General features: G+C 40.6%; 5 protein-coding genes and 2 pseudogenes. 6 read left to right on the top strand and 1 reads right to left on the bottom strand.

Features of this window, described 5'->3' with window-relative positions; genetic code table 11:
• On the bottom strand, positions 1–1,179 hold a 1,179-nt coding region (gene lysS, locus SD31_RS12780), incomplete at its 3' end, for a lysine--tRNA ligase (RefSeq protein WP_197053712.1).
• Positions 1,180–1,394: 215 nt separating this feature from the next.
• On the opposite strand from lysS, the pseudogene SD31_RS21015 reads away from it, so the two are divergent.
• The 6 genes and pseudogenes from SD31_RS21015 to SD31_RS12805 all read left to right on the top strand — a co-directional run.
• Positions 1,395–1,645: pseudogene (locus SD31_RS21015) on the top strand (type B 50S ribosomal protein L31).
• A 65-nt stretch (positions 1,646–1,710) separates the two neighbouring features.
• Complete coding sequence (locus tag SD31_RS12785; protein ID WP_039054422.1) at positions 1,711–2,916, top strand: putative sugar nucleotidyl transferase; 1,206 nt, start codon at positions 1,711–1,713, stop codon at positions 2,914–2,916.
• A 55-nt stretch (positions 2,917–2,971) separates the two neighbouring features.
• Positions 2,972–3,706 (top strand): triose-phosphate isomerase, encoded by a 735-nt coding sequence (gene tpiA, locus SD31_RS12790; RefSeq protein WP_039054423.1) that lies wholly within the window; start codon positions 2,972–2,974, stop codon positions 3,704–3,706.
• Positions 3,707–3,715: 9 nt separating this feature from the next.
• On the top strand, positions 3,716–4,555 hold the full coding sequence (prmA, locus tag SD31_RS12795; protein ID WP_039054424.1) for a 50S ribosomal protein L11 methyltransferase: 840 nt from the start codon (positions 3,716–3,718) through the stop codon (positions 4,553–4,555).
• A 9-nt stretch (positions 4,556–4,564) separates the two neighbouring features.
• Positions 4,565–5,713, top strand: coding sequence for a Mur ligase family protein (locus tag SD31_RS12800; protein ID WP_231561610.1), 1,149 nt, complete (start codon positions 4,565–4,567; stop codon positions 5,711–5,713).
• Positions 5,714–6,015: 302 nt separating this feature from the next.
• Positions 6,016–6,219 (top strand): annotated as a pseudogene (locus SD31_RS12805) (helix-turn-helix domain-containing protein); the annotation flags it as partial.
• Positions 6,220–6,285: the final 66 nt, after the last annotated feature.

Below are 6,285 nucleotides of genomic sequence, written 5' to 3' on the forward strand. Positions count from 1 at the left end.
TCTATATGGGTAGTCGGTGATGAAGGTAGGCTGGATAAAGTTGCCTTCACATTTTTCGCCGAAGATGGCGTCGATAAGTTTACCTTTACCCATGGTGTCGTCCACTTCGATGCCCATACTTTTTGCGGCTTCACGGATTTCATCTTCCGACTTGCCAGTGATTTCGAAGCCTGTATATTTTTTGATGGCTTCGGTCATCGTGATGCGCGGATAAGGCGCCTTAAAGTCAATTTCATGTTCACCGAAGGTAGCTTTTGTCGTGCCATTTACGGCGATGGCGCAGTGCTCCAACAGACGTTCGGTGAAATCCATCATCCAGTTGTAGTCTTTGTAAGCTACGTAGATCTCCATGCCGGTGAACTCCGGGTTGTGCGTACGGTCCATACCTTCGTTGCGGAAGTTTTTCGCAAACTCATACACACCGTCAAAGCCTCCAACGATAAGGCGTTTCAGATACAGCTCGTTTGCAATACGTAAGTATAGCGGAATGTCCAAGGCATTGTGATGCGTAATGAAAGGACGTGCTGCAGCACCACCCGGTATGGATTGCAAGATAGGTGTTTCTACTTCCATATAGCCTGCGTCATTGAAGAATTGACGCATGGCGTTGTAGAGCTTCGTGCGCTTGATGAAGATTTCTTTGTTCTGTGGGTTTACAATCAAATCCACATAACGCATTCTATAGCGCTGCTCAGGGTCGGTGAAGGCGTCGAACGTTTTGCCGTCGGCCTCTTTCACTACCGGAAGTGGACGCAACGACTTGGTAAGAAGAGTTAACTTCTGCGTATGTATAGAAATCTCACCCGTATTAGTGGTGAACACATAACCTTCGATACCTACTATGTCGCCGATATCCAACAATTTTTTGAATACCGTATTATAAAAGGTCTTGTCTTCGTCCGGACATAGGTCGTCACGCTTTACGTAGGCTTGTATACGTCCTGTAGAATCCTGAATCTCTATAAAAGAAGCGTTACCCATGATTCTACGGCTCATGATACGTCCGGCGATACGGATATTTTTATAGTTTATTTTATCTCTTTCGTAGTTTTCCAGTATATCTGCCGCAGTAACGTTTACCTCGTATTCATCGGCAGGGAAAGGGTTGATCCCCAAGTCAATGATACTTTGTAAATTTTTTCTACGTTGAATTTCCTGTTCGGATAGTGAAATACTCATTGTCTATATATTTTAAATAATGTGCAAAAGTAAGAAATTATGTTTTTGGGTGGATGGAATATATAAAAAATATATACTTTTTGTGTTCTGAATATTTCGTGGTAAAAGTGTTGATAATTTTTTGTAGGTGTAGATAAATATTATTTTGGGATTTAAAATAAAATAAATTATCTTTGCACCTCAAATATTAGCATATATTGTAATCATAAGATAAAATGAAAAAAGACTTACATCCATCAAACTACAGATTAGTTGTATTCAAAGATATGTCGAATGACTATGCTTTCTTGACTAGATCATGTGTAGAAACTAAAGAGACTATTACTTGGGAAGATGGTAATGAATATCCATTAGTAAAATTAGAGATTTCTCATACTTCACACCCATTCTATACTGGTAAGATGAAATTAGTTGATACTGACCTGTCGTATCGAACAAATTCCGTAGCCGTTACAACAAGAAGTAATTATAATTTAACGATTATATATGGAAATCCCGATAGCTTTATCGGGATTTTTGTATTTTAGGACAATGAGTTTCTCCATTGTATTGTATGACAGGTCTTCTGAAAGGAATAAACTGTTGCCTTTGGTGGCGACACGGCCTGTTGGAAACCTTAGAGTAGGAGCTTACACACTCAACGATAAGTGGGCCAAGCTCTTCCATACGGACGTTTCTTACCTTACCGAGGACCATCTGGCAGGTAAGTATCCGTATACACCTACCCAAGATCTTGTTCTACTTGTCAATGCCCATATCTTACCGGAAGTTTCTCTGTTGGAAAAGCTTAAAACGCTGCAGGTAGGACAACGCCTTATAGGTGCTGAAGGGCAATGGATTGCTTTGTTGACTACCAAACAGGCTGCCGAAGACCTTGAGCAATGTATTACTGACCTCAACTACGATATCGTCCTTTACGAGCAAAAAACTATCGTCCTGCAGGAATTAGAAGATATATTTGTTACCAATGGCGCACAAATTTCCTTTGACGCTGCCCTGTTTTATATGGATAGGTTGAATAAGTTGCAAAGCCATGATTATGTAGTGGAAGGGGAAAAGCTTTATATCTCTTCATCTGCCGCTATAGCCAAAGGAACTTATCTGAATGCTCTCCAAGGTCCGATAATCATAGAAGATAATGCGGTGATTGAGCCGGGGTGTGTGATCCATGGTCCTTGTGTGATTGGTAATAATGTGCGTGTCAAGTCAGGAACAATACTCTATCCAAATGTGACTGTGGGAGATCATTCTACGGTTTGTGGCGAGCTCAACAATACCGTCATCTGGGGCAACAGCGCCAAAGGGCATTATGGCTATCTGGGCTGTGCCGTGTTGGGTGAAGGTTGTAACTTGGGAGCAGGCACAACAAATTCCAATCTGCAGAACAATTGGGGCGAGATAAAGGTTTATTCGTATGCAGCCCATGACTTTAGGAATACGGGACTGAAGAAGTGCGGAGTCTTTATTGGTGATTACAGCATGTTGGCTATCCAGTCTAAGATCACTACCGGCACAGTCTTGGGCGTGGGAGTGCAGGTTGCAATATCGAATTTTATTCCCAAATTTGTACCAGACTTTACTTGGATGTCTGAACATAGGACGACAAGTTATATCTTGGAAAAGTTTATGGACATGCTCGAACGGAAAAGCTCGATGAAAGGAGAGATGTTGACGAAGGAAGATAAGGCTATCCTTAGTGCTGTCTACGAAAAGACTGAATATTTAAGAAATTATTAATCAATCTAAATACAAAAGAAGATGCGATAAAAAAATCGTAGCAGGAAACTGGAAAATGAACAAAACTTACGAAGAAGGGTTAAGCCTTTTTTCGGAGGTGGTGAATATGGTTAAAGATGAAGTTCGTGGTAACCAAGAAGTAATTGTTTGTACACCGTTCATTCATCTCTCCTCAGTGGCAAAGTTGTCGCAAGGTGTTTCCAACGTGAAAATCGGCTCTCAAAATATTCACCAGGCGGAGTCCGGCGCTTATACGGGAGAGATCTCGGCATCACAGGTGAAGTCGGTAGGTGCAGAATATACTATCCTTGGCCACTCGGAGCGTAGAGCTTATTTCGGTGAGACAGATGAGCTGCTGGCAGAAAAAGTTAATGCAGCATTAAAATATGATTTAAAACCTATTTTCTGTATCGGCGAGACCAAAGAAGAGCGTGAGTCCGGAAAATTCTTCGACATTATCAAAAACCAATTGGACAGAGGAGTGTTTCACTTAAGTAAGGAAGCCTTCGCAAATATAGTGTTGGCGTATGAACCGGTGTGGGCTATAGGAACAGGTCTCACGGCAAGTCCTGAGCAAGCGCAAGAAGTGCACGCTTTCATTCGTCAGGCTATCGCAGACAAATATGACGCAGAGACGGCTGAGAGTACTACAATACTATATGGGGGTAGCTGTAACCCTTCCAACGCCGCTACTTTGTTTGCTCAACAAGATATTGACGGAGGTTTAATCGGAGGAGCTTCTTTGAAATCCAGAGATTTCTTGGAAATTGTTAAAGTTTTTAATGCATAATAATATATCATGAAATATACTGCGGTTCACTTTGTGAGTTCGGATATTCAAGATTGGCAGAAGGATTTGTTGATCGCTGAGCTGGGAGAGATAGGTTTTGATTCTTTTGAGGATTCGGAAAAAGGATTTTCAGCCTATGTTCCCAGTGCTAACTTTGACGTTCAGGCATTGGAAACCCTGCTCTTAAGAGAGGTAGATGGCTATCATCTGGATTATGAAATCCAGGATGTCGAAGAGCAAAACTGGAACGCTCTATGGGAAAGCAACTTCAATCCTATAGTAGTGGACGACTGTTGCTATGTCCGAGCTACCTTCCACGAAGCAAAACCGGAGTATACTTATGAAATAGTCATTGACCCTAAGATGTCGTTTGGTACAGGACATCACCAGACGACATCTATGATGCTTTCTTATATTTTGGAAAATGATTTTGAAGGTAAGAAAGTGTTGGATATGGGCTGTGGTACGGGGATTTTGGCTATTTTGGCTTCTCAAAAAGGAGCTTCATCCGTCCTTGCGGTAGACTACGATTCTGTATGCATAGACAGTGTCAAAGAAAACTGTGAGTTAAACAATATTTCGAATATAGAATCCCGTTTGGGGTCCAAAGAAGCTATTGCCGGTATGGCGTTTGACACTATCCTGGCAAATATCAACAGAAATATTTTGTTGGACCAGATGGCAACTTATGCTGCTGACCTCAAGAAAGGCGGAGAGCTCTATATTTCCGGCTTTTATGTCGAAGAGGACTTGCCAATCTTGAAGCAATGTTGTGAAGAGCATGCCTTAGCCTATGAAAGCCATAAAGTGCTGGACAACTGGTGTGCGGCGAAGTTTATTAAACAATAATCTCTTGCTATGCGTGTACATTTTATAGCAATAGGTGGTAGTGTGATGCACAATTTGGCTATAAGTTTGGCTAAGTTGGGACATCAGGTGACCGGGTCGGACGACCAGATCGTCGAGCCATCGAAATCCAAGCTTATCGAAGCAGGTCTGTATCCTGAAGAGATAGGGTGGAATGCCGATAAAATTACAGAAGATATAGACGCTATCATCCTTGGAAAACATGCCGCAGCAGACAATCCCGAGTTGCTGAAAGCACAGGAACTCAATATCAAGATTTATTCTTTTCCGGAATTTATCTACGAGCAATCCAAAGAAAAGATTCGTGTGGTCATCGCCGGGACTTTTGGGAAGACTACCATTACCAGTATGATCATGCATGTGCTGAAAAAAATGGAAAAGGATTTCGATTACGTCATTGGCGCTAAAATCGAAGGTTTTGAGTCCCTGATTCGCCTGACTTCCACAGCACGCATCATCCTTATCGAAGGCGATGAATATTATGCTTCTTCCATCGACGCCCATTCCAAATTCCATTATTATCACCCTAACATAGCTTTATTAAGTAATATTTCCTGGGATTCTTTTAACATGGAAATCTCAGAGGAAGATTATTATAGGCAGTTTAGAGATTTTATATATACTATAGTGCCGAAAGGAACGTTGGTATATAATAAAGAAGATGCCAATGTGGTGAAGGTGGTGAATGAAACCAAAGAGCTTAAGATAAACCGTCATGGCTATAAGCTTCCCGCCTATACGATAAATAAAGGCGTGACATATCTTCATAATGATGGCCAAGACATTCCTCTTCTTGTCATAGGACGACAGAACCTGTCGAATATAGCAGGAGCATATACGGTATGTGAGTGGCTGGGAATCCGCCGCACCGACTTTTATGAAGCAATAAAAGATTTTAAAAGCTCTATTCGTTATTTAGAGTTTGTTAAGAGTGAGGGAGGGTCGGTAGTGTATCAGGATTTTGCTCATACCCCCGCCAAGCTTCGCTCAAGTATTCATGCTGTGAAGGAGCAGTTTCCTTTGCAAAAGTTGTTGACTGTTATCGAGTTAAATCCTTACGATGTATTTGAAGGAGAGAAGCTTTCCTTATATTGTCGCTCGATGAATGAGTCAGATTATGCTGTATGTTTTTGTAAATAAAAATAGCATCAAAGAAAAAAATATTATCCTTAACGAAATTGTTGCAAAGATTAAGGATACTTTTCAGCATCCAAAACTAGACATATTCTTAGATATTACAGAGCTTAAAGATTTTTTAGAGAGTTTTGATTCTCAAGGGGTTAACTCCCTTTTTATGACCTCCAATAATTATGCTGGTGTCAAATGTTTTAACGTTTGCGGACAAATTTTTGTCTCGAAGGGACAAAAAGTCTGAATAAATGACTTTATTATTTAATAATTTTTTTTTAACTTGCGCGCTAAATAATAAAAACATTTACCAAATGAATACTTTAGGGAAAAAAATTAGATTATTAAGACACCAGAAAGGGTGGAGTCAAGAAGATGTCGCAAAGCGATTGGACATTTCCATTCCAGCATTTTCAAAAATCGAGACAGGAATTACAGATGTAAATTTGTCGAGATTAAATCAAATTGCAAAGTTGTTTAACTTATCGTTAGTGGAATTACTATCCACTTCCGATGCAAATTTCTCTTTTTCTTCATTTGCATCAATCAACGAGAGTTACAACAAAGATTGACAAGCAAGAGAA

Source organism: Sphingobacterium sp. T2 (assembly GCF_000814685.1).
In the GTDB taxonomy this organism is placed as follows: domain Bacteria; phylum Bacteroidota; class Bacteroidia; order Sphingobacteriales; family Sphingobacteriaceae; genus Sphingobacterium; species Sphingobacterium thermophilum.

Excerpts from the sequence above, each read along its gene's own strand:
- SD31_RS12785 (WP_039054422.1), top strand. The coding sequence starts at position 1,711 with ATGAGTTTCTCCATTGTATTGTATGACAGGTCTTCTGAAAGGAATAAA.
- tpiA (WP_039054423.1), top strand. The coding sequence starts at position 2,972 with ATGAACAAAACTTACGAAGAAGGGTTAAGCCTTTTTTCGGAGGTGGTG.
- prmA (WP_039054424.1), top strand. The coding sequence starts at position 3,716 with ATGAAATATACTGCGGTTCACTTTGTGAGTTCGGATATTCAAGATTGG.
- SD31_RS12800 (WP_231561610.1), top strand. The coding sequence starts at position 4,565 with ATGCGTGTACATTTTATAGCAATAGGTGGTAGTGTGATGCACAATTTG.